This window comes from Curtobacterium sp. 9128 (assembly GCF_007673775.1).
Taxonomy (GTDB): Bacteria; Actinomycetota; Actinomycetes; order Actinomycetales; family Microbacteriaceae; genus Curtobacterium.
The window spans coordinates 154,419-180,541 of sequence record NZ_VEAF01000001.1; the positions used below are offsets into that span (position 1 = coordinate 154,419).

Here is a 26,123-nt window from a genome sequence, read left to right on the forward strand (position 1 = left end):
ACCGTTGCCCGCCCCGCATCGAACGGAAAGAGGGTCCGTGCGCACCATCCCCGCACTCCTGGTCACCATCGGACTGGCCGCGTCGCTGACCGCGTGCGCGTCGAACGGCGCCGGCACCACACCGTCGAGCTGCGACGCTCCGGGCGCCGCGTCCCAGGCGGTCACCGCCACGGGTGCGTTCGGCAAGGAACCGAAGGTGTCGATCCCGGAGGGGCTCACCACCAAGGGCACCCAGGTGTCGGTCCTGAAGCACGGGAACGGACGCACCATCGGGGACGGCACGCCCGTCCTGATCGACTTCACACTCGTGGACGGCGCCACCGGCAAGGTGGCCCAGACCAGCGGGTACTCCGGCACGCCGCTGCCGATCACCGCCGGCTCGACGAACGCGGGAGACCTGGGCAAGGCACTCGAGTGTGCACAGGTCGGCGACCGCCTCGCCGTGGCGCTCCCGAGGACCGCGCTGCAGGGTGGCACCACCTCGACGAAGCGGACCGAGGACGCCGCGGTAGCGGTCATCGACGTCAAGCGGGCGTTCGACGCGCGGGCCACGGGCACACCGCAGCTCGCCGGCGACGGCATGCCCGCCGTGGTCCTCGCACCGGACGGTGCCCCCGGGATCACGGTGCCGTCCTCCGCCGCCCCGTCCTCGGACGAGACGCACCTGCTCCGCAAGGGCCACGGCTCGGTGCTGACCGCGGATGACTCCGCGGTCTTCAAGTACACCGCGGTGACGTGGCAGAGCGACTCCACCGTCGCGGGGTCGAACTGGACCGACGGCAGCGGTGCCAAGGTCGCCTCGCTCGCCAAGGGCCAGCTCCCGGAGGAGATCCGCAACGCCCTGATCGGCCGCAAGGTCGGCGACCAGGTGCTCGCGATCGTGCACCAGCAGGGCGTCGCCTACGCGTACGTCATCGACGTGCTCGGCTCGATGAAGTCCTGATCGCTCCCCGCCACGGCGGCGTCGTCCGCTCTCCACGAACCCGCGGGCTGGTGCACTCCGGCACCCCCGCGCTGCCGTAGGATCGGCTCCGTGCCAGCCACCCGTGTGCCCCGCGTACCGGCGGAAGAACGCCTGTTCAGCCTCGTGCTCGCGCTGCTGTCGACCGAGTCCGGCCTGACCAAGTCCGAGATCCTGGCGAACGTGCAGGGCTACCGGCAGCGCTTCGCACCCGGTGGGGACAACGCCTCGCTCGAGCGGCAGTTCGAGCGCGACAAGGACGACGTCCGCGAGCTCGGCATCCCGCTCGAGACGATCGAGACGCCCGGGTCCTCCGGCAACAACCAGACGCTCCGCTACCGGATCCCGAAGGGCGAGTACGACCTGCCCCTCGACGTCCGGTTCACGCCCGACGAATCGGCGCTGCTGTCGCTCGCGGCGATGGCGTGGCGGGAAGGCGCGCTGTCGTCCGACTCGCGCCGTGCCCTGCTCAAGGTGCGCTCGGCCGGCGACGACGACACCAGTGCCGGGTCGCTCGGCATGGACACGTACGCGCCGCGGCTCCGAGCCCGTGACGCCGCGTTCGAGCCGCTCCGCGCCGCCCTCGACCGCGCTGCCGCCGTCCGCTTCGACTACATCACGCCCGGCGAGCACGAGCCCCGTCGCCGGGAACTCGAACCGCTCGCGCTCGTGCAGCACGGCGGTCGGTGGATGCTCGCGGCGCACGAACCGGCGACGGACTCGGACAAGAACTACCTGCTGTCCCGCATCGTCGGTCCGGTGACGCAGTTCGGTGCCGGACAGCACCCGGCACCGGCCGGCGCGGCGGAGCGCACCCTCGCCGAACTCGACCGACTGTGGGCAGAGCGCACGGCCACGATCGCCGTGGTGCGTGGGTCCGACGCCGAACGCCGACTCGGACGTCGCCGCGACACCGCCACGCAGGACGACGGCGTGCTCGTGCTGCACTACGTCGACCCGCAGATCCTCGCGGAGGAACTCGCGGCCTTCGGTCCGGAGGTGACCGTGCTCGAACCGGCGGACCTCCGCGACCGCGTGCGGGACCGACTCCGCGGCCTCGTGGCCGACCACAGCGAAGGGGTGCTCCGTGGCTGACGCACAGCCGCTCCAGGCGCAGGACAAGCTGGCGTTCCTGCTGGCCCTGGTGCCGTACCTGATCGACCGCGAGCGTGTCTCGGTCGCCGAGGCCGCCCGGCACTTCGGCGTGCCGGAGACCCGCATCCGTCGGGCGGTCGAGCTCATCGCGGTGTCGGGCATCCCCGGCGAGACGATGCAGTACCAGCACGGTGACCTGTTCGACATCGCCTGGGACGACTTCGAGCAGAACGACATGATCGTGCTCACGAACCTCGTGGCGATCGACGACTCCCCGCGCCTGTCCGCCCGTGAGGCCTCCGCCCTCATCGCCGGACTCCAGTACCTCTCCGCGCTGCCGGAGGCCGCCGACCGCGACGCCATCCGCGCGCTCATGGCGAAGCTGTCCCGCGGTGCCGGTGGGGCAGCCGCCAACGTCGCGGTCGGGCAGGACGGGCACGACGCCACGCTCGCGACGATCCGCCAGGCGATGGCCGACTGCCACGGCCTCGTGTTCGACTACGCGGGCCCGCGCACCCAGGGCGGCACACGGCGGGTGGACGCACTGCGGGTGGAGTCCGTCGACACCGACTGGTACCTGCGCGCCTGGGACCTCGACCGGCAGGCGCTCCGGACGTTCCGCCTCGACCGGATGTCCGCCGTGCGGGTCGACGAGCGCGTCGCCGAGCGCCACGACGACGTCACGATCCCCGACACGCTGTTCCAGCAGAGCGCCGACGACGTCATCGTCACGGTCGAGCTCGACGCGTCGTCGCTCCCGCTCGTCGCGGACTTCCTCGCGGACACCGCCGATGCGCCGGACGCCGACCGCCGGGTGCGCATCCGACTCGGCGCATCGGCCGGGTTCGACGGTGTCGTGCGGCTCGTCGCCGGACTCCCGGGTCGTGCCGTCGTGCTCGACCCTCCCGCGGCGCGGGACGCCGTCCGGGCGTTCGCCGAGTCGGCACTCTCCGCCTCCTGACGCGCGCCGGCAGGCCGATGCTGCCCGCCGGACGGTCCTAGGACTCGGTTCGCGTCCACCGTCGAGTGGTCACAACACCCCGCTCGCGTCCGCCGGGTGGTCATGTGACTCGGTTCGCGTCCACCGTCGAGTGGTCACGACACCCCGCTCGCGTCCGCCGGGTGGTCATGCCTCGTCGCTCGGCGGTCGCAGGACCGACGGGACGTGACCGCCCGGCAGACATGAGCGGGGTGTCTCGACCGGTCGCGCGCCGCCGCGCCGCCCGGGCCGCCGCGCCCGAGCCCCCGGGCCGCCGCGCCCCGAGCCGCCGAGCCCCGCCCCGCGCCCCCGCGCCGCCGCGCCCGCGCGCTCGCTGTGCGTTCGCACGCCGCGCCGCGGGGTGTCGGTCCCGCTGCCGTAAGATCGTCGGCATGGCTTCGACGACCGCGAGCGGGCGAGAGAAGCGGCAGGGGCGCCGTCCGAAGGAACCCGAAGGCCGCATGTCCCTCGGGCAGCACCTCATCGAGCTGCGGAACCGGCTCTTCAAGGCCGTCCTCGCGGTCCTGCTCGGTGCCGTCGCCGGCTGGTTCCTGACGCCGTACGTGCTCGACTCGCTCCGTGCACCGGTGTCCCGCCTTGCCGAGGTCGGCGGCCACACGGCGGAGCTCAACTTCCCGATGATCACGGGCGCGTTCGACCTGAAGCTGCAGATCGCGATCACCATCGGTGTCGTCATCGCGAGCCCGGTCTGGCTGTACCAGATCTGGGCGTTCATCGTGCCGGCCCTGGTTCGGCGCGAGAAGCAGTACGTGTGGGGCTTCCTCGGCACGGCGATCCCGCTGTTCCTGGTCGGCTGCTGGTTCGGCTGGTACGTCCTGCCGCACATCGTGGGCATCCTCGGCAGCTTCGTGTCGAGCCAGGACACCTCGATCGTCGACGCCAAGGCCTACTACGACTTCGTGATCAAGCTCATCGTGGCCGTCGGCATCGCGTTCGTCCTGCCGGTGTTCCTGGTGCTGCTCAACTTCGCCGGGGTGCTCGAGGCGAAGTCGATCATCAAGTCCTGGCGCGTGGCGGTGCTGTGCATCCTGGTCTTCTGCGCGATCGTGACACCGAGTGCCGACGTCATCTCGATGTTCCTGCTCGCCGTGCCGATGATGGTGCTCTACGCCGCAGCCTGCGTCGTGACGTGGCTGCACGACCGTCGCCTGGCGAAGCGCCAGGCCAAGCTCGACGCCGAGTACGGCCTGTGACCGACACCGGGCTGAGCGCTGCCGAGCGGTTCCAGGCCGCCCGCATCCGCAGCCGATCCCGCAACCTGGAGCTCTTCCGCGCCGATCTCCGGTTCGACCTCGACCGTTTCCAGTTCGCCGCGTGCGACGCCCTCGACCAGGGGCGGAGCGTCCTCGTCGCTGCGCCGACGGGTGCCGGCAAGACGATCGTCGCCGAGTTCGCGATCTGGCTCGCGATGCGGCAGCCGACGGCGAAGGTGTTCTACACGACGCCGATGAAGGCGCTGAGCAACCAGAAGTACGCCGAGCTGGTCGAGGCGTACGGCGAGTCCGAGGTGGGGCTCCTCACCGGCGACACCAACGTGAACCCCCGTGCCCGTGTCGTCGTGATGACGACCGAGGTGCTCCGCAACATGATCTACGCGGATTCCGACCTGCTCGACGACCTGGCGTGGGTGGTGCTCGACGAGGTCCACTACCTCGCCGACCGCTTCCGCGGTGCCGTCTGGGAAGAGGTGATCCTGCACCTGCCGACCGAGGTCCGGCTGGTGTCCCTGTCCGCGACGGTGTCGAACGCCGAGGAGTTCGGCGACTGGCTGCAGACCGTGCGCGGCGACACCGACGTCATCGTCTCGGAGGACCGCCCGGTCCCGCTCGAGCAGCACGTGCTCGTCGGCAACAAGCTCGTCGACCTCTTCGACTCCTCGGGTGCCGCGGCGACGAACCGGGTGAACCCGGAGCTGCTGCGTCTGGTGGGTGGTGGCTCGCGCAACGACAGCCGCGGCGGTCATCGCGGACGGCGTGGTCGCGGCGGCTACGTCGACCGTCGGGGCCCGCGCACCGAGAAGCTGCACCGCGAGCACATCGCGCACATGCTCGACGAGCGCATGCTCCTGCCCGCGATCTTCTTCGTGTTCAGCCGCAACGGCTGCGACCAGGGGGTCCGGAACGTGCTGCGCTCCGGCCTGTCGCTCACCACCCGGGACGAGCGCAACGAGATCCGCGAGACGGCCGAGTACCACTGCCGGACGCTCCTCGACGAGGACCTCGCGGTGCTCGGCTACTGGGAGTGGCTCGAAGGCCTGGAGCGCGGGGTCGCCGCCCACCACGCCGGCATGCTCCCGGCGTTCAAGGAGGTCGTGGAGGACCTCTTCCAGCGCAAGCTCCTCAAGGTCGTCTTCGCGACGGAGACCCTGGCGCTCGGCGTGAACATGCCGGCACGCACGGTCGTGCTCGAGAAGCTCGAGAAGTTCAACGGCGAGGCCCGGGTGCCGATCACGCCGGGGGAGTACACGCAGCTGACCGGTCGTGCCGGTCGCCGCGGGATCGACGTCGAGGGCCACTCGGTCATCCAGTGGACCGACGGCCTCGAACCGCAGGCCGTCGCGTCCCTGGCGAGCCGCCGCACCTACCCGCTCAACTCGTCGTTCAAGCCGACGTACAACATGGCCGTGAACCTCATCGAGCAGTTCGGCCGGCAGCGAACCCGCGAGGTCCTCGAGACGTCGTTCGCGCAGTTCCAGGCGGACCGCTCGGTCGTCGACCTGGCCCGCAAGGTGCGCTCCCAGCAGGAGTCACTCGACGGCTACCAGCAGGCGATGGAGTGCCACCTCGGCGACTTCACCGAGTACGCGGCACTCCGCCGGCAGCTGTCCGACCTCGAGCGGACGAACGTCCCCGGTGGCCGTGAAGCCTCGCACGGTGCGCGGCAGGAGCGGCAGTCCCAGATCACCGAGGTCCGTCGTGCCCTGCAGCGGCACCCCTGTCACGCCTGCCCCGACCGCGAGGCGCACGCCCGCTGGGCCGAGCGCTGGTACAAGCTCAAGCGAGCCAACGACAAGCTCGTGCAGCAGATCCGCTCCCGCACCGGCGCCGTCGCGACGACGTTCGACCGGGTGACGGACGTGCTGCTCGAGCTCGGGTACCTGGTGCCGACCGGTCGCGACGACGGCGAGGTCGCGGTGGCCGCCGGCGGTCGACGCCTCCAGCGGATCTACGGGGAGCGGGACCTGCTCGTCGCGGAGTGCCTGGAAGCCGGGGTCTGGAAGGACCTCACCCCGGCGCAGCTCGCCGCGATGGCCGCGACCATCGTGTACCAGCCCCGGCGCGAGGACGCCCCTGGCACCGAGCACGCGCTGCCGCGCGGAGCGTTCCGACCGGCACTCGACGAGACCCTGACGATCTGGTCGCGCCTCGACGACGTCGAACGCGACGCGCGGCTCGCCGGCTCGCAGCCGCCGACCCCGGCGATCGCGGTCGGCATGTTCCGCTGGGCGTCGGGATCGGCGCTCGACGACGTCCTGCGCTCGCTCGACCTGGCCGCTGGTGACTTCGTGCGCTGGTGCAAGCAGGTCATCGACCTGCTCGACCAGATGAAGAACGCGGGCGACGCCGAACTCGCCGAGACCGCCCGACGCGCGACGGATGCGGTCCGCCGCGGCATCGTCGCCTACGCGACGGTCTGACGGGAGGCTCGGTGCAGGTCCCCGACACCGGCGCGCGTCCGCGCGCGCCCTTCGCCGCCCTGCCGGTGCGGTCCGCCCTGCCGTTGGCCGTGATCGGCGGGGTGCTGTTCGCCCTCGCCTTCCCGACGCCCGGCTGGTGGTTCCTGGCGTACCCCGCGGTCGCCTGCCTCCTGGTGTCAGTGATGGGCCAGGGCTGGCGGCGTGCCGCGTGGCTCGGGTACGTCGGCGGCGTCGCGTTCTGGGTACCGGCCATCTCCTGGGCCGGGCGCTACCTCGGGCCGGTCCCGTGGCTCGCGCTCGCGCTGTTCGAAGCGGCGATGTTCGCCCTCGGCAGCGTCGCCATCGCCCTCGCGTACCGATGGGTGGGCAGCGTCGTGACCTCCCGCGCCGGACGCGTGTGGGGCCTCCCGGCCGTGGTGGCCGCCCTCTGGACCGGACGGGAGTGGTTCTCCGGCAGCTGGCCCTACGGCGGATTCGCCTGGGGGCGTGTCGGCCTCAGCCAGTCGGAGACGCCGTTCGCACACCTCGTCGCCTACGTCGGGGTGCTCGGCGTGTCCTTCGTGGTGGTCTACTGCGTCGCCGTCGTGGTGTCGCTCGGACTGGTGCACGGCCTGCAGCTCCGGATGCGCGTCGCGACGGCCGGGCTCCTCGTCGCCGCCGTGCTGGCCGTGCCGGCGTGGCCGACGGCCGTCGAGGGCACCATCCGCGTCGAGGCCGTGCAGGGCAACGGGCCGGCCGGGTACTTCGACCGCGCCGAACCCGGACAGGTCCTCGAGTCGCAGGTCGCCGCGACCGACACCGACGCGAAGGGCGTGGACGTGGTGGTTTGGCCGGAGGCGTCGGCGGAGTTCGACCCGCGGCAACAGCCCGTCATCGCCAGCGCCCTCGACTCCGTCGTCCGCTCCGTCGGGGCGCCGATCGTGGCCGGCGCCATCACACAGACGCCGTCCGGAGTGCTCCACAACACCTCGTTCGTGTGGACCGCGGACGGCTGGCAGTCGTCGTACGACAAGAAGCGGCCGGTGCCCTTCGGCGAGTACGTGCCCGACCGCTGGTTCTTCTCCCGGCTCGCGCCCTCGCTCATCGGGCTGCTGCAGCGCGACTACACGCCGGGGACGAAGCCGAACGTCCTCGACGTCGCCGGGATCCGGGCCGGCATCGCGATCTGCTTCGACATCGTCGACGACGGGCTCGCCACCGACATGGCACGTGGGGGAGCGCAGGTGATCTTCGCGCAGACGAACAACGCGGACTTCTCCGGGACCGACGAGAACCTGCAGCAGCTGGAGATCGCCCGGCTGCGCGCCGTCGAGACCGGCCGGTCCCTCGTCAACGTGTCCACGGTCGGCGCGTCCCAGGTGATCGACCCCTCCGGTCGCACGATCGACAGCGTGCCGGAGTACACCGCGGCGTCCATGGTGACGGACGTGCCGCTCGGGACCTCCACCACCCCGGCCACCGTCGCGTCGGGACTCGTGACGCTCGCGCTGTCCCTCGGCGGCCTGCTCGTGCTGCTCGCCTGCGCGCCCTGGAGCCGTCGGCGCCACTGAGACCGCACAGCGGCGCCGGACCCGCACTGGGAACCCACTGTGAATGCGACCACGCAGGAACGAACCCGCGTGGGACAGTGTTGACCAGGGGGAACGAGCGAGAGGAGTCCACCATGGCTGATCGGAGTCTCCGCGGCATGCGGCTCGGGAGCCAGAGCCTCCAGAGCGAAGAGGGCGTCGAGCTCTCGGACCGCAAGCGTGCGGTCTACCAGACCGACTCGGGCGAGACGTTCGACGTCGTGTTCTCCGCCGAGGCAGAGGTCCCGCAGGTCTGGGCCGACCCCAGGAGCCGGCGCGAAGGGCGTCTGCTCGGCGACGACGGTGTGCCCGTCGAGGTCGCCGCTGAGGACGTCAAGGCACCCAGGACCCACTGGGACATGCTGCTCGAGCGGCGCTCACGCGAGGAGCTCGAGGAACTGCTCCAGGAACGACTGCAGTTCCTGCGCGCCCGACGCGGCGCCTGACCGACTGCGCGAACGACGAAGGCCCGCTCCCCGAACAGGGAGCGGGCCTTCGCCGCGTCGGCGCTGCGTGTCGCAGTGCCTGGGCGGTTCAGTGCGTGCCGGGTCCGTGCTCGGCGTCGCCCTCGCGGAGCTGTTGGCGCGTCGCCTCAGCCGCAGCGGCGAGCTTCTCCTCGACGCTGCGGTTCGACTCGGCGAGGCGCTCGTCGAGCACCGAGTCGGGGACGATGTCCGCGGCGGTGGCGTTCGGGTCGACCGTGGCACTGCCGGCGGCGTCGGTCGCCGCGGTGTTCGCCAGGCTCTCGTTGGCGAGCTTGGAGATCTTCGCGAGGAAGTCGGTCCCGCCTGCGCCACCGGCGGCCGGGGCGGTGCCGGACCGCGTGGCGGTGAAGCCCTTCGCGATCCCGGAGAGTGCCTCGGTGAACTCGCTCGGGATCATCCAGAGCTTGTTCGACGTGCCCTCGGCGATCTTCGGCAGGGTCTGCAGGTACTGGTACGACAGGAGCTTCTCGTCCGGGTCACCCGTGTGGATGGCGTCGAAGACGGTCGCGATGGCCTGCGCCTCACCCTCGGCGCGGAGGACCTGGGCCTTCGCGTCACCCTCGGCCGCGAGGATCGCCGCCTGGCGCTGCCCCTCGGCCTCGAGGATCTGCGACTGCTTGGTGCCCTCGGCCTGCAGGATGGCCGCTCGACGGCTGCGCTCGGCACGGAGCTGCTGCTCCATGGCGTCCTGGATCGACACGGGCGGCTCAATCGCCTTGAGCTCGACGCGGCCGACGCGGATGCCCCACTTGCCGGTCGCCTCGTCGAGGACGACGCGGAGCTGCCCGTTGATGTTGTCGCGGCTGGTCAGGGCCTCTTCGAGGTTCAGGCCACCGACGACGTTGCGGAGCGTGGTGGTGGTGAGCTGCTCGACCGCGCCGAGGTAGTTGGCGATCTCGTACGTCGCGGCACGGGCGTCGGTGACCTGGAAGTAGACGACGGTGTCGATGGAGACGACGAGGTTGTCCTCGGTGATCACCGGCTGCGGCGGGAACGACACGACCTGCTCACGCATGTCGAGCAGCGGCCGGAGCCGGTCGATGAACGGCACCAGGATGTTCAACCCCGGGTCGAGGGTCTTGTGGTACTTGCCGAGGCGCTCGACGATGCCCGCCGTCGCCTGCGGGACGATCCGGATCGCCTTCGACAGGACGACGATCACGAAGATCACGATGACGGCGATCAGGACGAGGAGCACGATCGTGCCGGTGGACAGGGTCATGATGCAGCCTTCTCTTGGATGCGGACGACGGCCGTGGAGCCCTCGATGGACTCGACCACGACGTGCGTGCCGAGCGGTGGTGTGCGGTCGGGCGTCGCGAGGTCGATGCGCGCGCTCCAGGTCTCGCCGTTCGCCAGCCGGACCTGCCCGGGGGCGGTCGACGTGAAGGCGACGGCGACGGTGCCGGGCATCCCGACGAGGCCGCGCACGCCGGTCTGATGCGGGTCGGCACCGCGGCCGAGGGCGGTGAGGAGTCGGGGTCGGACGACGGCGAGCAGCAGCAGGGCGACCGCCGCGGCGATGATCGCCGAGAGCCACCACGGAGCGCCGACCAGCGCGGCGATGAGTCCGCCGGCCGCACCCGCCGCGAGCATGAGGAAGATGAAGTCGAGGGTGAAGATCTCGACCACCCCCAGGACGAGCACGAGCGCGATCCAGACGATGGTCTGGATCCAGTCCGAGATGTTCACGCGATCTCCCTCCCGTGGTCGCGCGCGGCAGCGCTGCGTCGCGACGGCCGGTCCAAGTCCGTTCAACATATCAAACGCGTCTGACACCCCGGGTGGCGCGGTAGGCTCGTCCGGTCCCGACGCACGGTCACGAACTGGAGAACACCACTGTGAGCAGCCCCCTCGCCCCCGGATCCCTCGCCGGCAAGCGCGCCCTCGTCACCGGGTCGTCGCGCGGCATCGGCGCCGACACCGTCGGGTACCTGGCCGAGGCCGGGGCGAAGGTCGTCGTGAACTACCGGAACAAGGCGCGCCGCGCCGAGCAGATCGCCGAGGGCGTCGTCGCCGCCGGGGGAGAGGCCCTGGCGGTCGGTGCGGACCTGACCGACCACGACTCCGTGCAGGCCATGGTCGACACCGTCGTCGAGGCCTGGGGCGGCATCGACCTCCTCGTGCTCAACGCCTCCGGTGGCATGGAGTCGGGCATGGGCGAGGACTACGCCCTCCGCCTCAACCGCGATGCCCAGGTCGACATGCTCCAGACCGCCGTGCCGCACATGCCGGCCGGCTCCCGCGTCGTCTTCGTGACGAGCCACCAGGCTCACTTCGTCGAGACCGCCGAGACCCTGCCCGAGTACCTCCCCGTGGCGAAGAGCAAGCACGTCGGTGAGACCGCGCTCCGCGAGCTCGTCCCGCAGCTGCAGGCGGCCGGCATCGAGTTCGTGGTCGTCTCCGGCGACATGATCGAGGGCACGATCACCGCGACCCTGCTGAACCGCATCAACCCCGGCGCCATCGAGGAGCGCCGCGGTGCCGTCGGCAAGCTCTACAGCGTGTCCGAGTTCGCGGCCGAGATCGCCCTCGCGGCCGTCGAGCCGATCCCCGCCGACAACACGCGGCTCGTCGGCGACGTCAGCGGCTTCGCCCGGGCCTGAGCGACGCGGAGGTCTGCCGGGCGGTACCGTCGGGCGGGTGACTGCCGCACCTGGTCTCCGACGGACCTCCCGCATCCTCCTGCTCGACCCGGACGGGCGGGTGTTCCTCATGGACACGAACGCCCCGTCGTCGGACGGGTTCCACCGGTGGATCACGCCGGGCGGGGGAGTGGACCCGGGGGAGTCCCACCGCGACGCCGCGATCCGCGAGCTCCGTGAGGAGACGGGCATCGTCATCGACGATCCCGGCGACCCGGTGTTCGCGTGGGACTTCGACGTGGTCTGGGACCAGGCCGACCACGACCGTGGGCACTCCGAGTTCTACGTCGTCCGGACGACCGGGTTCACGCTGTCGAGCGACGAGTGGACCGAGGACGAGCGCGTCGACATCCTCGACGCGCGGTGGTGGACGGCGGACGAACTCGACGCCACGGACGAGCCGTTCGAGCCCGCCGAGCTGCCGGAGCTGGTGCGCCGCTTCACTCCCGCGGAGTGAGGACGCAGAACTCGTTGCCCTCCGGGTCCGCGAGCACGACCCACGGCGCGTCCGCCTGACCGACGTCGGCCAGGGTCGCGCCGCGGGCCACGAGTGCGTCGACCGCTTCCTGGTGCGCGTCGTCGGGCGCCGGGGCGAGGTCGACGTGCAGGCGGTTCTTCACCGTCTTGCCCTCGGGGACCGGCACGAAGACCCAGCCCTGCGGCTGTCGGTCCCGCGGGACGGATCGGGCGACCTCCTCCGCGAACGGCGGAGCGATGACCACCTCGTCGTCGGCCTCGAAGACGACCGGCCACGCGAGGGTCTCACCCCACCACCGTGCCAGCGCGTGCGGGTCGTGACTGTCGATGACGATCGAGTACCAGCGGAGTGCCATGGGCCTCAGTATGGCCGGAACGACGGACAGGAGGCTCGGCTGGTCTCCGGCGCGACGGGTCCGGCCCGGCACGCGCGGACGGGAGGCATGGCTGCGGTCCGGCACCGAGCCTCCAGTCCGGAACCGGTCCCAGGTCGGCACGCGTAGCGTGCTGGCATGAGCTACAGCCAGCCTGACCCCGCCGAAGAGACCACCCAGAGCGAAGCGCCCGAGCAGCCCGACACCGACACGGACGTCGTGGAGGAGTCCGGTCGCGAGCACCCGTCGCTCGAGATCGACGCCGACGACGTCCCCACCGCACCGGCCGAGTGACCGACCGGCAGTCGACCGCTGCCGCAGCTGAGCGGCCACTGCTCTCGCTCGTCTACACGAGCAGAGCGGTGGTCGGCTTCGGCATGGACGACCTCGACACGCTGCTGGACCACGCCCGAACGGCGAACGCCCGGTCCGACGTGACCGGACTCCTGCTGTTCAAGGACCACCGGTTCCTGCAGCTGCTCGAGGGCCCCGAAGCGGCGGTGCGCGAGAAGATGCTCCTGATCGAGGACGACCCTCGGCACGAGCAGGTGACGGTGCTCCTCGAGGAAGAGGTGCCGGATCGGCAGTTCCCGGACTGGACGATGGGGTACGCGGCCGACGACCAGCTCCGGCACGCGGACGTCCCCGGGTACCGGACGACGTTCGACGACATCGACTTCATCCCGGACGACCACGTCGAGGGTGCGACGATGCCGGCGCTCCGCGAGCTCATCCGGTGGTTCCGGGCGAACTCGGCGTCGGACGCCGGATGGCGGACGGGGCGCGTGTCTCGCTGACCCGTCCGGGTCCCGCACACTGCGGCGCCACCGGGGTCACCGTCGTCCCACTCCGCTGGTTCCCCACCCTCGTCCTCGTCGCCCTCGCCCTCGCCCTCGCCCTCGCCCTCGCCGGTGCATCGTCGCTCCGGCCAGCACGAGCAGGACCGCCGCGATGCCACCTGCCCGCAGGCCGTCGGCTCCGGTGCAGGCGAGGTCGTCGCCGTCCCGGACACCCCGGTGGACCCGGTCAGCCGGCGCGGCCACGGCGCCGAGCCGTCGACGTCGGCTCGGACCACGGATGCCAGCCACGGTTCTGTCCTCCCCGGAAGGGGATCGCGAGCGTCAGCCCGACGGCCACGAGCCGACCAGCCGCACGTACTCCGGGTTCTCTGGATCTGCTTCGCCGCGCACGAACCCGGCGGCCGCGTACGCCCGTAATGCGGGGGTGTTGCCCGGCACGACGAACAGAGCAAGCTCCGTGAGTCCGAGCATCTGAGCCTCGCCCACGGCGAGCGCCAGGAGTTCGCCGGAGAGCCCCCGCCCACGGAGCCGTGGGGCGAGGACGATCCGAGCCAGCCGCCCGGTCGTCGCGGTGACGCGGACGACCGCCACGTGCCCGACGACGTCGTCGGGGTCGTCGACGGACGTCACCGTCAGCGGATGTCGGTCGTTCCCGGCCGACGCGGCGACCAGGTCAGCCGCCCGGTAGGGCCACGGCGCACCGGTACCGGCGACCGCGAGGGCGTCCTCGGGCGTGCGGAACCAGGCGACGACGGTCCCGGCGTCACTGACACGGAACGGTCGGAGGGCGATCCGCGGGGCGCCTTGTTCCATCGTCTTCCAAACGTAACAAATGCGAAAAGAACTTGTTGTACTGTAATCATCACTACAGCACCAATCGCTCCACCTCCCGACATGGACTCCGCACCAGCACCGGTGCACAGAAGCGAAGAGGCAACGATGAGACAACGGAATCGGGCGGCCGTGGCCGCGGTGACGGCGGCAGCAGCGCTGGTCCTCGCGGGCTGCAGCGCCGGTGGCTCGGCAGACACCGCCGGCACCGCCGCCGGGGGACACCCGAAGGGCGGTGTCCTGACGATGGCGCGCTCCGCCGACATCATCTCGATGGACAACACCACGACCTTCGACAACAACTCCATCCACGTGATGCAGCAGATCATGGAGCCGCTGTTCAACGTGAGCGCAGACGGCAAGAAGCTCGAACCGTGGCTGGCGACCGGGTACGACGCGTCGGACGACGGCATGAAGTACACGATCCACCTCCGCAAGGGCGTCGAGTTCTCCAACGGTGACCCGATGACCGCCAAGGACGTCGTCTTCTCCATCAACGCCGACACGGCCACCGGCGCCTCGGGCTGGGGCTACATCAACGCGGCGATCGACAAGGTCAGCGCCGTCGACGACGAGACGGTCGAGATCGACCTCAAGTACGCGTGGGCGCCACTCATCGCCGACCTGTCGCTCTTCAGCAACGCGATCGTGCCCGACAACTACGGGGGCGAGTCGAAGGAGGAGTTCTACACGCACCCGGTCGGCACCGGCCCGTTCGTGTGGGCGTCCTGGAAGAAGGGACAGTCGCTCAGCCTGACGGCCAACGACGACTACTGGCAGAAGGGCAAGCCCTACCTCGACGGCGTCAAGTGGACCGTCGTGCCGGATGCCAACACCCGCAAGCTCCAGGTGCAGGGCGGTCAGGTCGACATCGACGACACCCCGGACTGGTCGAGCCTGTCGTCGCTGAAGTCGGCGGCCGGGGTGAAGGCCGACACCTTCAAGTCGACGCAGATCGACTACGTGGCCTTCAACCAGCAGCGCAAGCCCTTCGACGACGTCCACGTGCGCCGCGCGGTCTCCTTCGCCCTCGACCGCAAGGCGATGGTCAAGGCGGTGCTGTTCGGCAACGGCACGACTGCGAACTCGCTCCTCTCGCCCGGTACCCCGTACTACGACGCCGAGGTCGAGGGGCCGACCTACGACGTCAAGCAGGCGAAGGCCGAGCTGGCGAAGTCGTCCAAGCCCGACGGCTTCACGACGACGCTGCTCATCCGCTCGGGTGACCCGAACCAGACCTCCATCGCGCAGATCATGCAGTCCGAGCTCAAGGAGATCGGGATCACGATGAACATCAAGCAGCTCGACCCGACGGCGAACAAGCAAGCCCGGTTGGCCGGCGACTTCGACATGGCGTGGTCCGCCTGGACGATGGACATCCCGGACCCCGATGAGTGGACCTCCTTCGCGGTCGACCCCGAGGGCGGCTCGAACTCGGCCTTCACGCACTACGACAACCCGGACGTCATCGCGGTCAACAAGCAGGCGCAGAAGGAGACGGACCCGGCCAAGCGCCAGGAGCTGTACTCCGAGCTCCAGCAGAAGACCGGTGACGACGCCTTCCTGGCGTACCTGTACTACTCGCCCTACGTGTTCGCGACGACCGACAAGGTGAACGACTTCCACGTGACGCCGCTCGGCAACTACCAGCTCGAGGACGTCTCCAAGGCGAAGTGACGCAGTCGGGGTCCGGCTGCGCGCCGGACCCCGACACCGGTCGGGTCCGGCGCCGGTCGGACCCCCACCGCCCCTCTCGGAAAGGCAGTCATGCTCCACCGGCTCCGGTTCATCCCCGGACGGCTCCTGCAGGCCGTCCCGGTCGCGTTCGGCGTGACCATCATCGTGTTCTTCCTCTCCCACCTGCTGCCGGGCAACGCGGCGCTCGCGCTCCTCGGTGAACGCGCGACGAAGGCCAGCGTCGCGGCGCTGACCGAACAGCTCGGCCTCGACCGGCCGCTCTGGGAGCAGTACTTCCGGTTCCTCGGCCAGATCGTGCACGGCAACCTCGGCACGAGCCTCACCTACCAGCTCCCCGTCGGGCAGCTCGTGCTGCAGGCGGTGCCGGTCACCCTGTCGCTCCTCGGCCTCGCGCTGGTGATGTCCCTGGTGATCAGCATCCCGCTCGCCGCACTGGCCGCGAGCCGACCCAACCGCACCGGTGATCTGTTCGCCCGCGGCTTCACCCTGCTCGGCCAGGGCATGCCGCAGTTCTGGGTCGGCATCATGCTGATCCTGCTGCTCGCCGTCAACGTGCGGGCCTTCCCCGTCGGTGGGTACGGCGACGGTGCCGGCGCGCACCTGTACTTCCTGTTCCTGCCGGCGCTGACGCTGGCGATCGCGATGTCCCCGACGATCATCAGGAGCCTCCGGGCCTCGATGATCGGGGTGCTCGAGTCCGAGTACGTGGGCACCGCGAAGTCGAAGGGCTCCGCCGGCATGCCGCTCTTCCGCGACCACGTGCTCCGCAACGCAGCGATCCCGACGGTGTCGATCATCGGCGTGAACCTCGGGTACCTGGTCGGTGGATCGCTCGTCATCGAGAAGGTCTTCGCGCTGCCGGGCCTCGGCTCGCTCATGGTGAACGCGATCTTCTCCCGCGACTTCCCGACGATCCAGGGCGTGACCCTGTTCGTCGCGATCTTCGTCGTCGTGGTCGGGATCCTGACCGACGTCGTCTACACGATGCTCGACCCCCGGGTCGACCTGGCCGGAGGCACCACCCCATGACCACCCCCACCGCCGCGCTCGTGGGCTTCAAGCAGCGCCGTCGGGCGTCGCGCTCCCGGTCGCTCCGCGCCTGGTACCGCAACGGCTCTCTGATGGCGGGCATCGTCATCGTCGGCCTGCTGGTGCTCGTCGCCGTACTGGCCCCGGTGATCGCGCCCTACGACCCGATCGCCCAGCACCTCGAGCAGGCGCTCGAGTCCCCGAGTGCCGCGCACTGGCTCGGCACCGACAAGTACGGTCGCGACGTGCTGTCCCGCCTGATCTGGGGCGCCCGCGTCGACCTGCGCGTCGGCTTCCTCGCCGTGCTCATCCCGTTCGTCGTCGGCAGCGTCGTCGGGGCGGTCGCCGGGTACGTCGGCGGCATCGTCGACACGGTCCTGATGCGCATCGTCGACGTGTTCTTCGCGTTCCCCTTCTACGTCATGGTCATCGTGCTGGTCTTCGTCCTCGGCGCAGGGGAGACGAGCATCTACCTCGCGATCGCCGCGGTCTCGTGGGTGTCCTACGCCAAGATCGTCCGCGGCGAGGTCATCGTCGCCCGACAGCAGGACTACGTCGTCGCCGCCCGGCTCGGCGGCATGTCCCACGCCCGGCTGCTCGTCCGCCACATCGCCCCGAACGTGATGAGCCAGGCGGTGATCTACGCGATGAGCGACATCGTGATGGACATCATGGCGATCGTCACCCTCGGCTACCTCGGTCTGGGCATCGAGCCGCCGACGGCCGAGTGGGGCTCGATGATCGTCGACGGCCAGGAGTTCATCACCACCCAGTGGCGGCAGACCACGATCCCCGGGCTGGTCGTCGTCGTCGCGAGCCTCGGCCTGTCCTGGCTCGGCGACGGCATCAGCGACCTGCTGAGCCCCGATCGGAGGCGCTGACATGCTGAGCACGAGCACCGACACCGGCGTCCACTCGGAAGGACCGCGCATGACCGCCCCACTGCTCGAGGTCGAGGCTTTGACGATCGGCATCCGCCGTCGTGGCCGTGACGACGTGCGCATCGTCGACGACCTCTCCTTCGCGATCCAGCCCGGCGAGCGCTTCGGGATCGTCGGGGAGTCCGGCTCGGGGAAGTCACTGACGCTCCGCGCGATCGCCGGGCTCCTGCCGAAGGGCGTGGAAGTGCTCTCCGGCACGATCAGGTACCGCGGTGAGGACCTCGGCGGGATGTCCGCCGCCGCCCGTCGGAAGCTCATGGGTCCGCAGATCGCGATGGTGTTCCAGGAGCCGATGACGGCGTTGAACCCGGTCGTCCGGGTCGGCGAGCAGATCGCCGAGGGGCCGCGCCGCCACCTCGGGCTCTCCCGCGCGGCCGCAGCGGAGCTCGCCGTCGAGATGATGCGCCGCACGGGCATCCCCGACCCCGCTCGGCGTGCGCGGGCCTACCCGCACGAGCTCTCCGGCGGGCTCCGACAGCGCATCATGATCGCGATGGCGCTCTCGTGCTCCCCGCGACTGCTGCTCTGCGACGAGCCGACGACCGCGCTCGACGTCACGGTGCAGCACCAGGTGCTCCAGCTCGTCGAGGAACTCTGCGTCGAGACCGGCACCGCACTGGCGTTCGTCACCCACGACCTCGCCGTCGTGAACCAGACGTGCACCGAGCTCGCCGTCATGTACGCCGGGCACCGCGTGGAGGCCGGCCCGGTGAAGGATGTCTTCGGCGACCCGCGGCACCCGTACACGCGCGGTCTGCTCGAGTCCGCGCCGGACTTCGACGACCCCGACCGTGCCCTGATCCCGATCCCCGGGTTCCCGCCGAACGTCGCCGCTCGCCCCGACGGCTGCCCGTTCGCCCCGCGCTGCCGGTTCGCGATCGAAGCCTGCACGAAGGGCATGCCCGCGCAGGAGGACGTCGGCCCCGGCCGCACCGCCGCCTGCATCCGCACCCACGAGATCGGCTCCGCCGCCCCCGGCGAACCCATGGAGGTCCCGGCATGAGCACCAGCACCAGCACCAGCATCAGCACCAGCACGGCCCCCGTCCTCCGCGCCGACGCCGTGACCAAGCGCTACCAGCTGCCCGTGACCGTCATCGACCGGATGCGCCGGTCCGCTCCCACTGCCCTGACCGCGCTCGACGGCATCGACCTGGAGCTCCGCCGCGGCGAGGTCCTCGCCCTGGTGGGAGAGTCCGGCTCCGGCAAGTCGACCCTGGCGAAGATCCTGGTCGGCAGCGTCACCGCGACCACCGGGACCCTCGACGCGGACGGCGAGCGCGTGCCCGTCCACCGCGACAAGGACGCCTCGCGCCGGATCCAGATGGTGTTCCAAGACCCGTACTCGTCCCTGAACCCACGGATCTCGGTCGGCTCGATGCTCCGGGAGCTCCTGCTGCTGCACCGCATCGTGCCGCGGGCCGAGGTCCGCGCGGAGAGCATCCGGATCCTCAACCTCGTGGGCCTCGAGGAGGACGCGCTCGACGCCTACCCGAGCCAGTTCTCCGGCGGGCAGCGGCAGCGCATCGCGATCGCCCGGGCCATCGCGGTCCGTCCTGACGTGCTCATCGCCGACGAGCCGGTGTCGGCCCTCGACGTGTCGGTGCAGGCGACGATCCTGGAGCTCTTCGCCCGCCTGCAGCGCGAGCTCGGCCTGAGCATCCTGTTCGTGGCGCACAACCTGGCCGTCGTGCAGCACCTCAGCCAGCGGGTCGCCGTGATGTACCTCGGCCGGATCGTCGAGGTCGCCGACACCGACGAGCTGTTCCGGAACCCGCGGCACCCCTACACACGGGCACTCATCGACTCGATCCCGCGGATGGGCGCCGAGAGCGTCACGGACCGGCTCGCCCTGCAGGGCGACCCGCCGAGCCCGTTCGCCATCCCGACGGGCTGCCGGTTCCACCCGCGCTGCCCCTACGCCGTCGACGCGTGCCGCACGACGGACCCCCCGCTCGCGCCGGTGCCGCTGGTGTTCGGCACCCGGTCTGGAGGCACGTCCACGGTCCAGACGTCGGCTCCCGACGCGCAGGCGCAGGCTCCCCACGTCGCCGCCTGCATCCGCTCGGCGGACCTCGGTGACGTGGACCCGCTCCACGAACCCGCGATCGAAGCCGCCGACCCCGCACTCACCCGTCCCGACGTGCTCCTCGACCCAGAGCGGGTCGTCGAGGTCGACCTCGAAGAAGTCGCACCAGCCGCACCGGCCGCCTCGGCCGCGCACCACCAGGAGGAACCGTCCGCATGAAGATCTGGATCTCGTACGACATGGAAGGCGTCGCGGGCATCGTCGACTGGGACCAGTGCCGCCCGGGCAGCGACGGCTACGCCCAGGGGTGCGCACTGCTCCTCGACGAGGTGAACGCGGCCATCGAGGGCGCGGTCGCCGGCGGTGCCACCGAGGTGCTGCTCAACGACTCGCACAGCCGGATGTCAAACCTCGATCCGCGTGCCGTCGTGCACCCGGACAAGGTGCGGTTCATCACCGGTCGCCACAAGCCGATGTACATGATGCAGGGGCTCGACGCCTCGGTCGACGGAGCGTTCCTGGTCGGCTACCACGGCTCGATCTCGGGGGCTCCGTCAGTCCTGTCCCACACGTACAACCCCGAGGTGTTCACCGGTGCCCGCGTGGACGGCACCTGGGTGGGGGAGAGCGGCATCAACGCCCTCGTCACGTCCCACCACGGGGTGCCGATCGCCCTGGTCACCGGCGACGAGGTCACCTGGGACGAGACCGAGCCCTTCGCACCGGACGCCGAGCACGTCGTCACGAAGACCTCGATCACCCGGGCCAGTGCCGACGCCCTGCACCCGACCGAGTCGTGCCGTCGCATCCGCGAGGCAGCGAAGCTGGCCGTCGAGCGGATCCCGCAGATGCAGAACCGGCCGATCACCGGCCGGGCCACCCTCGAGCTCGACGTCGCCACGGCCGACATGGCCGACGTCGCGACCTGGGTCGGCGGCGTCGACCGGGTCACCACCAGGACGGTCGCGATCAGCGGGGACGACCTGCTCTCGGTGTTCACCCGCTTCGTCGCCGTGAACTACATCACCCGCCAGGCGGGAGGCCGCTGATGCCCGCCGAGGAGTCCATCGCCCCGCCGCGCGACACCGTCCTGTTCGACGTGCCGGCCGTTCGCGGCTGGTCGCTCGCGCTGCACGGCGGTGCCGGCGGTCGCATCCAGGAGCTCGCCGCCGAGGAGCGCGAGCGCTTCGAGGCGGGCCTGACCCGCGCCTACCGGGCCGGCGAAGCGGTCCTCGACCAGGACGGCACCGCGCTCGACGCGGTCTGCGCGACCGTCGAGCAGCTCGAGGACGACCCGCTCTTCAACGCCGGGCGGGGCGCTGCCCTGACCACCGACGGCGAGGTGGAACTGGACGCGGCCGTGATGGACGGCCGCACCGGCCTGGCGGGGGCGATCGCAGCCTCCCGGCACGCACGCAATCCCGTGCACCTGGCGCGCGCCGTCATGGAACGGTCTGCCCACCTGCTCCTGGTCCACCCGACCCGCGCGCTCGTCGAGTCCTGGGGGCTCACGACCGCGGAACAGGACTACTTCGTGACCGAGGCGCGGCAGGCGCAGCTGGCCCGCATCCTGGCGGACCGGCTCGTCGCTCCACGGCACGGGACCGTCGGGGCCGTGGCCCGCGACCGGACCGGCTCCATCGCGGCGGCGACGTCGACCGGGGGCATGGCGAACCAGGAGGACGGCCGCGTCGGCGACTCGCCCATCATCGGTGCGGGCACGTACGCGCTCGACGGGTTCGCCGCGATCTCCTGCACGGGCGAGGGTGAGGCGTTCATCCGTGGGGTGGTGTCGTACGACATCGTCGCGCGGATGCGGTACGGCGGCAGCGTGCTGCCCGACGCCGTGGCCGCGACCATCCAGCAGGAGCTGACCCAGGAACACGCCAGCGGCGGGCTCGTCGCCGTCGGTGCGGACGGCCGCGTCGTCGTGGCGCACAACTCGCCGACGATGTTCGCGGCGTTCGACGACGGCAGCGGGTTGGTGCTCCGGACCTGAGCCGGGGCGGGCGCCCGTTCGGGCGTCCGCCCGGTCGGACCTGCCAGGCTCGCGACGACGATTACCACCACCACCGACGACGAGGAGATGGGATGCCCATCAACGACGAGGTCTTCGCCCGCATGGACGAACTGAGCCCGGCGGAGCGCAAGGTCGCCCGCGCACTGCTGGCAGCCTGGCCCACCTCCGGGACGGAGAGCGCAGCGAGCCTCGCCCGCACCGCCGGGACGAGCACGCCGACGGTCCTGCGGCTCGCGAGCCGCCTCGGCTTCGGCAGCTGGCCGGACTTCCAGGCGCGCGTCCGCGACGAGATCGCCGACCACCTCAACAGCCCGCTCCGCCGGTCGCAGGAGGGCATCGCGCTCGGCGACGGCGGGACGCTCGGTCGCGCCATCACCGACCGTGTCGCGCTCGTGGAGTCGCTCGGCACGAGCGTCCCGCCGAGCGAGTTCGACCGGGCGGTCGCCGTGCTCGCCGATCGTCCCAAGCAGGTCGCGCTGCTGGGCGGCTACTTCAGCCGGTACTTCGCGATGGTGCTCGCGGCGCAGCTCGACCAGATCCTGCCGAACGTCGACTTCGTGGCCGAGCCGCTCGGGCACGACGTCGGCCGGTTCCTGCAGCTCGGCAAGGGCGGGGTCGTCGTCGTCATGGACTTCCGCCGGCACGAGCTCGTCGCTCAGCAGGCGGCGGCCGCCGCGAAACGCCAGGGCGCCACGGTGCTGCTCATCACCGACACGTCGCTGTCGCCCGTGGTCGAGAGCGCCGACATCGTGCTCCCGGTCACCGTCGACGGCATCCCGTTCGACTCCATGACCCCGCTGCTCGTGCTCATCGAGGCCCTGGTCGAGGGCGTCCTGCGCGCTGCCGGACCCCGCGGGCTGGAGCGGATGCGGCAGTGGGAGGAGTCGGTGCGGATCACCCGCGCCTCCCGTGCGGCGCACGCCGAAGGGGACGTCCGCGACGACACCGGGCCCCGCGAGGTCGGGGCCGGCAACGTCGAGGCGCTCACCCTGCCGGGGACGGGGGGCGCGCTGTGAGCGCCGGGAGGCCCGGGAGGCCCGGGAGGCCCGGGGAGACGCTCGTCGGTCGGGTCGCGGTGGTCACCGGTGCGGCCCAGGGCATCGGGTCCGGCATCGCGGACCGGCTCGCCGCCGACGGTGCCGTCGTGCACCGCGTGGACCGGGACGACGTCGACCTCAGCGACACCGCGGCGACCGAGGCCTGGTTCGCCGCGCTGGGTCCCGTCGACGTCCTGGTGAACGTGGCCGGGGGCGTGGTCGGCCAGAGGCACACCCCGATCGAGGAGCTCTCGGACGAGGCCTGGAACGCCGTCCTGCACGCCAACCTCACGACCACGCGGAACTGCACCCGCGCCGCCGTCCGGAGCATGAAACCGCGCGGGTGGGGCCGGATCGTGATGATCGCGTCCGGCGCCGGGCGCAGCGTCAGCCTGACCGGCATCCAGGCCTACACCGCGGCGAAGGCAGCGCAGATCGGCTTCACGCGGCAGATGGCGCACGAGCTCGGCCAGTACGGCATCACCGCGAACTGCATCGCTCCCGGCTTCGTGCTGTCGAACCCGACGACGCAGGCGCAGTGGGACTCCTACGGGCCCGAGGGGCAGCGTGCCCTGGTCGAGCGGATCGCGGTGCGTCGGACCGGCACGCCTGAGGACATCGCCCGTGCCGTGTCCTTCTTCGTCGCCCCGGACGCCGGATGGGTGAGTGGGCAGACGCTCTCCGTCGACGGTGGCCACTCGCTCTTCTGACCATCGTTCCCGCTCCCGTTCGTCCTGTTCCTGCTGTCCCTGCTCCTGTCCTCTGGAGGACCCTTGGCCACCGAGACCGCCACTCGACTGCACGCCCTCGGCGAGCGGTACTTCGTCGCACAGCACACGTACGACCCGTACAACGCGACCCTGCTCGGGATCACCGAGTTCGACCACCTGCCAGGGGACCCGTCGCGGGCGGCGAGTGACCGCGCAGCCGACCTGCTCGACGCCGTGGCGGAAGAGGCCGCGTCGCTGCCGACGGAGGACCTCGACGACGCCGGCCGCGTCGACCGGGACGTGCTCGTCGCCCTGGCCCGCGGTGCCGCGGCGGACGCTCGGCACGCGCTCTGGGCGGCGAACGCCTCGGCGAAGGGCTACGTCAGCCGGCAGGGCCTGGTGTTCCAGGCCGTGCCCGCGATGACGGTCCCGGATCGCGCCGCAGCCGCCCGGTACACGTCCCGGCTCGCCGGGCTCGGCGTGATGTTCGTCGCGCTGGGGGAGCGGTACGCCGACGAGGCCGCCGCAGGCCGTGTCCCGACGCGGATGGGTGTCCTGCACGCCATCGAGCAGCTCGAGGGGTACCTGGGGCTGCCGCTCGCCGAGGACCCGCTGCTGGAGCCCGCCCGCACCGCGACGGTCGCCGAGGCGGCTTCGCTGGTCGCGCAGTCGGAGGACCTCGTCGCGCAGTCCGTGCGCCCCGGGATGGCCGCGCTGGCCGAGGCGCTCCGCGCACTGCTGCCGGTGGCCCGTGACGACGAGCACGTCGGCATCAGCGAGGTGCCCGGCGGGACCGAGGGCTACGTCGCCGCGGTCGCCCGGCACACCACGACCGACCTGACCCCGGACGAGGTGCACCGGATCGGGCTCGAGGAGCTCGAGGGCATCCGTACCGAGGCCGCCGAGATCGGGGACCGGCTGTTCGGGCTGCGCGACTTCACCGCCATCGCCACGCGGCTCCGCGACGACCCGGCGCTCCGGTTCGGCTCGAGCGAGGAGATCATGGCCGTCGCGCACGACGCCCTCGCCCGTGCGGAGGCCGTGCGCGACCGGTACTTCCCCGCGGACGACATCACCGACTGCGCGATCGAACCGATCAACGAGGTCGACGCCGCGTCGAGTGCGCTCGGGTTCTACCGTCCGCCCGCCGTCGACGGCAGCCGCCCGGGGACCTTCTGCATCAACGCCAGCGCACCTGAGACCCACTACCGCTACGAGTACGAGGCACTGACGTTCCACGAGTCGGTCCCCGGTCACCACATGCAGCTCGCGATGGCGCAACGGCTCGACATCCCGCGGTACCGGCGACACCTCGATGTCGAGGCCTGCAGCTTCAACGAGGGCTGGGGACTGTACTCCGAGCAGTTCGCCGACGACGCCGGCCTGTACTCCGACGACCTCTCGCGGCTCGGGATGCTCTCCATGCGAGCGGTCCGCGCCTGCCGGCTGGTGGTCGACACCGGCATGCACGCGTTCGGCTGGTCGCGTGAGCGTGCGGTGCAGTTCATGCTCGACAACACCGCGACCACGGACGAGCACGTCAGGAGCGAGGTCGACCGCTACATCGCCTGGCCCGGTCAAGCGCTGGCGTACATGATCGGCCGCCGTGAGATCCTCCGGCTCCGCACCGGCGCGCAGGCGGCCCTCGGCGACGGGTTCTCGATCCGGGACTTCCACGCGACCGTGCTCGGCAACGGCGCGGTCCCGCTGACCGTCCTCGCCGACGCCGTGACCCGCTGGCAGCAGCGGAACAGCGCCGTCGTCTGACCTGCACCACCCACGTCCGTACGACCCTGGAGGACCCCCGTGGACATCACGATCATCGGCGCCGGCGCGATCGGCGGCACCATCGGCGCGCACATGGCCCGCGCCGGGCACGGCGTGCTGCTGTGTGACGCGGACGCCGACCACGTCGCCGCGATCAACGCCCACGGGCTGCACATCGAGGGGCCCGTCGAGGACTTCACGGTGCGCGTGGACGCCGTCACCCCGGAGGAGCTGCCGTCGCGGGTCGGCGCGGGCGGGGTCGGCGCAGCGGTCGTCGCGGTGAAGAGCCTGCACACCGCGTCCGCTGCCGGGGTACTGGCTGAGGTGCTCGCCCCCGACGGGTACGTGCTCACCACCCAGAACGGGCTGACCGCCGACACCCTGTCCGCGGCCGTCGGAGCCGAGCGCGTGGTGTCGAGCTTCATCAACGTCGGCGCCGACTACCTCGAGCCGGGGCGGATCCTGCAGGGCAACATCGCCGCGTTCCGGATCGGCGAGCTCGCCGGGGGAGCGATCACCCCACGTGTCGGTCTGCTCGCGGACGCGATGCCGTACGCACTGCCGACGGAGAACGTCCTCGGGTACCTGTGGGGCAAGGAGGCGTACGGCGCGATGCTCTGGGCAGGGGCGGTCTCGGACCTGACGATCGCCGACTCGCTGTCGCTGCCCGCCTACCGGGAGCTGATGATCGCCGTCGCACAGGAGGCCATCGACCAGGCACCCGTCCGGGTCGAGTCCTTCGACGGTTTCGTGCCCGACGACCTGCCCGGCTCCCTCGACCGTCTCGCCGCGTTCAACCGCCGCAGCGCGAAGGCCCGGTCCGGGATCTGGCGCGACCTCATGGTGCGCAAGCGCAAGACCGAGGTCGACGAGGTGCACAAGGACATCCAGGGCCCGGTGTTCGACCGGATCGTCGCCATGGTCCGCGACATCGAGGAGGGCCGCCGCACGTGCGAGCGCGCGAACCTCGACGAGCTCGCCGCCTTCGTCCGCGAGCTCCACACCCACGCCTGAACTGGA

The 26,123-nt window shown here is 71.2% G+C and carries 26 protein-coding genes; 22 read left to right on the top strand and 4 right to left on the bottom strand.

The annotated features are described in order from the left end of the window. The first annotated feature begins 37 nt into the window (after window positions 1-37). From FS641_RS00680 to FS641_RS00710, 7 genes are all read left to right on the top strand, one after another. Window positions 38-943, top strand: a complete 906-nt coding sequence (locus tag FS641_RS00680) for a hypothetical protein (protein WP_144758434.1) — start codon at window positions 38-40, stop codon at window positions 941-943. Window positions 944-1,033: 90 nt separating this feature from the next. Then, window positions 1,034-2,056 (top strand): YafY family protein, encoded by a 1,023-nt coding sequence (locus tag FS641_RS00685; RefSeq protein WP_144758436.1) that lies wholly within the window; start codon window positions 1,034-1,036, stop codon window positions 2,054-2,056. Then, window positions 2,049-3,017, top strand: coding sequence for a YafY family protein (locus FS641_RS00690; protein ID WP_144758439.1), 969 nt, complete (start codon window positions 2,049-2,051; stop codon window positions 3,015-3,017). The genes FS641_RS00685 and FS641_RS00690 overlap by 8 nt, the downstream gene beginning before the upstream one ends. 479 nt (window positions 3,018-3,496) lie before the next feature. Further along, complete coding sequence (gene tatC, locus FS641_RS00695) at window positions 3,497-4,249, top strand: twin-arginine translocase subunit TatC (protein ID WP_144759783.1); 753 nt, start codon at window positions 3,497-3,499, stop codon at window positions 4,247-4,249. Beyond that, on the top strand, window positions 4,246-6,693 hold the full coding sequence (locus FS641_RS00700) for an RNA helicase (protein ID WP_144758442.1): 2,448 nt from the start codon (window positions 4,246-4,248) through the stop codon (window positions 6,691-6,693). The genes tatC and FS641_RS00700 overlap by 4 nt, the downstream gene beginning before the upstream one ends. An 11-nt stretch (window positions 6,694-6,704) precedes the next feature. After that, a complete protein-coding gene (gene lnt, locus FS641_RS00705) occupies window positions 6,705-8,243 on the top strand; it encodes an apolipoprotein N-acyltransferase (protein ID WP_144758445.1) in 1,539 nt (512 codons plus the stop codon). A 113-nt stretch (window positions 8,244-8,356) separates the two neighbouring features. Then, entirely contained in the window at window positions 8,357-8,707 is a 351-nt protein-coding gene (locus FS641_RS00710; protein ID WP_144758448.1) for an RNA polymerase-binding protein RbpA, read from the top strand. An 88-nt stretch (window positions 8,708-8,795) separates the two neighbouring features. Here FS641_RS00710 and FS641_RS00715 read toward each other — a convergent pair whose 3' ends face one another. Next, a complete protein-coding gene (locus FS641_RS00715; protein WP_186317511.1) occupies window positions 8,796-9,968 on the bottom strand; it encodes an SPFH domain-containing protein in 1,173 nt (390 codons plus the stop codon). Next, window positions 9,965-10,438 (bottom strand): NfeD family protein, encoded by a 474-nt coding sequence (locus FS641_RS00720; RefSeq protein WP_260855559.1) that lies wholly within the window; start codon window positions 10,436-10,438, stop codon window positions 9,965-9,967. Before FS641_RS00720 ends, FS641_RS00715 begins: the two co-directional genes overlap by 4 nt. Before the next feature lie 149 nt (window positions 10,439-10,587). Between FS641_RS00720 and FS641_RS00725 the strand changes: the two genes are divergently transcribed. Together FS641_RS00725 and FS641_RS00730 are read left to right on the top strand one after the other, a co-directional pair. Continuing rightward, on the top strand, window positions 10,588-11,352 hold the full coding sequence (locus FS641_RS00725; protein WP_144758453.1) for an SDR family oxidoreductase: 765 nt from the start codon (window positions 10,588-10,590) through the stop codon (window positions 11,350-11,352). 37 nt (window positions 11,353-11,389) lie between these two features. Next, window positions 11,390-11,848, top strand: coding sequence for an NUDIX hydrolase (locus FS641_RS00730; RefSeq protein WP_144758456.1), 459 nt, complete (start codon window positions 11,390-11,392; stop codon window positions 11,846-11,848). On the opposite strand, the gene FS641_RS00735 is transcribed toward FS641_RS00730, so the two are convergent. Next, complete coding sequence (locus FS641_RS00735) at window positions 11,832-12,224, bottom strand: VOC family protein (protein WP_144758459.1); 393 nt, start codon at window positions 12,222-12,224, stop codon at window positions 11,832-11,834. The genes FS641_RS00730 and FS641_RS00735 overlap by 17 nt on opposite strands. Window positions 12,225-12,380: 156 nt before the next feature. On the opposite strand from FS641_RS00735, the gene FS641_RS17885 reads away from it, so the two are divergent. Both FS641_RS17885 and FS641_RS00740 read left to right on the top strand, forming a co-directional pair. Next, window positions 12,381-12,536: a hypothetical protein gene (locus tag FS641_RS17885; protein WP_186317512.1), complete on the top strand. Its 156-nt coding sequence runs from the start codon at window positions 12,381-12,383 to the stop codon at window positions 12,534-12,536. After that, on the top strand, window positions 12,533-13,039 hold the full coding sequence (locus FS641_RS00740; protein WP_260855562.1) for a BLUF domain-containing protein: 507 nt from the start codon (window positions 12,533-12,535) through the stop codon (window positions 13,037-13,039). The genes FS641_RS17885 and FS641_RS00740 overlap by 4 nt, the downstream gene beginning before the upstream one ends. A gap of 324 nt (window positions 13,040-13,363) precedes the next feature. Here the strand turns inward: FS641_RS00740 and FS641_RS00745 are convergent, their stop codons facing one another. Beyond that, window positions 13,364-13,855: a GNAT family N-acetyltransferase gene (locus tag FS641_RS00745; protein WP_144758462.1), complete on the bottom strand. Its 492-nt coding sequence runs from the start codon at window positions 13,853-13,855 to the stop codon at window positions 13,364-13,366. A 126-nt stretch (window positions 13,856-13,981) separates the two neighbouring features. On the opposite strand from FS641_RS00745, the gene FS641_RS00750 reads away from it, so the two are divergent. The 11 genes from FS641_RS00750 to FS641_RS00800 all read left to right on the top strand — a co-directional run bounded on the left by FS641_RS00750 (window position 13,982) and on the right by FS641_RS00800 (window position 26,117). Next, window positions 13,982-15,550, top strand: coding sequence for an ABC transporter substrate-binding protein (locus tag FS641_RS00750; protein WP_186317513.1), 1,569 nt, complete (start codon window positions 13,982-13,984; stop codon window positions 15,548-15,550). A 90-nt stretch (window positions 15,551-15,640) separates the two neighbouring features. Continuing rightward, window positions 15,641-16,600, top strand: coding sequence for an ABC transporter permease (locus FS641_RS00755; protein WP_144758468.1), 960 nt, complete (start codon window positions 15,641-15,643; stop codon window positions 16,598-16,600). Beyond that, window positions 16,597-17,481 (top strand): ABC transporter permease, encoded by an 885-nt coding sequence (locus FS641_RS00760; protein ID WP_144758471.1) that lies wholly within the window; start codon window positions 16,597-16,599, stop codon window positions 17,479-17,481. The genes FS641_RS00755 and FS641_RS00760 overlap by 4 nt, the downstream gene beginning before the upstream one ends. A gap of 49 nt (window positions 17,482-17,530) precedes the next feature. Further along, the gene (locus FS641_RS00765) at window positions 17,531-18,544 is read left to right on the top strand and encodes an ABC transporter ATP-binding protein (RefSeq protein WP_222122025.1); all 1,014 of its coding nucleotides are present in this window, start codon (window positions 17,531-17,533) and stop codon (window positions 18,542-18,544) included. Next, entirely contained in the window at window positions 18,541-19,788 is a 1,248-nt protein-coding gene (locus tag FS641_RS00770; RefSeq protein ID WP_222122026.1) for an oligopeptide/dipeptide ABC transporter ATP-binding protein, read from the top strand. The genes FS641_RS00765 and FS641_RS00770 overlap by 4 nt, the downstream gene beginning before the upstream one ends. Next, window positions 19,785-20,618, top strand: a complete 834-nt coding sequence (locus FS641_RS00775) for a M55 family metallopeptidase (protein WP_144758477.1) — start codon at window positions 19,785-19,787, stop codon at window positions 20,616-20,618. Before FS641_RS00770 ends, FS641_RS00775 begins: the two co-directional genes overlap by 4 nt. Beyond that, entirely contained in the window at window positions 20,618-21,568 is a 951-nt protein-coding gene (locus FS641_RS00780; RefSeq protein WP_144758480.1) for an isoaspartyl peptidase/L-asparaginase family protein, read from the top strand. Before FS641_RS00775 ends, FS641_RS00780 begins: the two co-directional genes overlap by 1 nt. A gap of 92 nt (window positions 21,569-21,660) precedes the next feature. Then, window positions 21,661-22,605: a MurR/RpiR family transcriptional regulator gene (locus tag FS641_RS00785; protein ID WP_144758483.1), complete on the top strand. Its 945-nt coding sequence runs from the start codon at window positions 21,661-21,663 to the stop codon at window positions 22,603-22,605. Further along, a complete protein-coding gene (locus tag FS641_RS00790; RefSeq protein ID WP_144758486.1) occupies window positions 22,602-23,336 on the top strand; it encodes an SDR family NAD(P)-dependent oxidoreductase in 735 nt (244 codons plus the stop codon). The genes FS641_RS00785 and FS641_RS00790 overlap by 4 nt, the downstream gene beginning before the upstream one ends. A gap of 63 nt (window positions 23,337-23,399) precedes the next feature. Next, window positions 23,400-25,103, top strand: coding sequence for a DUF885 family protein (locus tag FS641_RS00795; protein WP_186317514.1), 1,704 nt, complete (start codon window positions 23,400-23,402; stop codon window positions 25,101-25,103). Window positions 25,104-25,142: 39 nt separating this feature from the next. After that, window positions 25,143-26,117, top strand: a complete 975-nt coding sequence (locus FS641_RS00800) for a ketopantoate reductase family protein (RefSeq protein ID WP_144758492.1) — start codon at window positions 25,143-25,145, stop codon at window positions 26,115-26,117. The last annotated feature ends 6 nt before the right edge of the window (window positions 26,118-26,123 follow it).

Excerpts from the sequence above, each read along its gene's own strand:
- tatC (WP_144759783.1), top strand. The coding sequence starts at position 3,497 with ATGTCCCTCGGGCAGCACCTCATCGAGCTGCGGAACCGGCTCTTCAAG.
- FS641_RS00710 (WP_144758448.1), top strand. The coding sequence starts at position 8,357 with ATGGCTGATCGGAGTCTCCGCGGCATGCGGCTCGGGAGCCAGAGCCTC.
- FS641_RS00715 (WP_186317511.1), bottom strand. The coding sequence starts at position 9,968 with ATGACCCTGTCCACCGGCACGATCGTGCTCCTCGTCCTGATCGCCGTC.
- FS641_RS00735 (WP_144758459.1), bottom strand. The coding sequence starts at position 12,224 with ATGGCACTCCGCTGGTACTCGATCGTCATCGACAGTCACGACCCGCAC.
- FS641_RS17885 (WP_186317512.1), top strand. The coding sequence starts at position 12,381 with ATGAGCTACAGCCAGCCTGACCCCGCCGAAGAGACCACCCAGAGCGAA.
- FS641_RS00745 (WP_144758462.1), bottom strand. The coding sequence starts at position 13,855 with ATGGAACAAGGCGCCCCGCGGATCGCCCTCCGACCGTTCCGTGTCAGT.
- FS641_RS00750 (WP_186317513.1), top strand. The coding sequence starts at position 13,982 with ATGAGACAACGGAATCGGGCGGCCGTGGCCGCGGTGACGGCGGCAGCA.
- FS641_RS00755 (WP_144758468.1), top strand. The coding sequence starts at position 15,641 with ATGCTCCACCGGCTCCGGTTCATCCCCGGACGGCTCCTGCAGGCCGTC.
- FS641_RS00760 (WP_144758471.1), top strand. The coding sequence starts at position 16,597 with ATGACCACCCCCACCGCCGCGCTCGTGGGCTTCAAGCAGCGCCGTCGG.
- FS641_RS00765 (WP_222122025.1), top strand. The coding sequence starts at position 17,531 with ATGACCGCCCCACTGCTCGAGGTCGAGGCTTTGACGATCGGCATCCGC.
- FS641_RS00770 (WP_222122026.1), top strand. The coding sequence starts at position 18,541 with ATGAGCACCAGCACCAGCACCAGCATCAGCACCAGCACGGCCCCCGTC.
- FS641_RS00775 (WP_144758477.1), top strand. The coding sequence starts at position 19,785 with ATGAAGATCTGGATCTCGTACGACATGGAAGGCGTCGCGGGCATCGTC.
- FS641_RS00780 (WP_144758480.1), top strand. The coding sequence starts at position 20,618 with ATGCCCGCCGAGGAGTCCATCGCCCCGCCGCGCGACACCGTCCTGTTC.
- FS641_RS00785 (WP_144758483.1), top strand. The coding sequence starts at position 21,661 with ATGCCCATCAACGACGAGGTCTTCGCCCGCATGGACGAACTGAGCCCG.